Raw genomic sequence first — 374 nt, forward strand, 5'->3', positions numbered from 1 at the left:
AATTGGGTTTTGATCCAGTGCTCGCTCACACCCAAAAGACACGTACCAGTGCCCTAATTTCTTGCTAATAGTGATGTTTTTAATGGTGCCGATGATGTCTTGCGATTTTCTAAACTTCACAAAGCCAATACCGCTAGGTAGTTTGATGCGGTTGCCTTCAATACGGCAATACTTATCAAACTGAACAAGCCTGATTGAGTCGCAGCCATCGGATTTACGTTTAAATCTTGGCATCAGTTGTCGTAGTTGAATCTCTGTGCCATCGCTTAGCTTAAAGAACTTGGGTTTTCGGAGCTTCTTTTTATTTTCTTTGAGCCTAGCATGAACTTTAGGGTCGAAAAATCGTGACCAAGCAGAGGCGAGATCACGTACTT

1 pseudogene is annotated in these 374 nt (G+C 42.5%); it reads right to left on the reverse strand.

Annotation, left to right across the window (positions count from 1 at the left end):
- A pseudogene (locus tag JFC07_RS13115) lies at window positions 1-374 on the reverse strand (RNA-guided endonuclease InsQ/TnpB family protein); the annotation flags it as partial.

This window comes from Psychrobacter faecalis (assembly GCF_016107575.1).
Lineage (GTDB): Bacteria > Pseudomonadota > Gammaproteobacteria > Pseudomonadales > Moraxellaceae > Psychrobacter > Psychrobacter faecalis.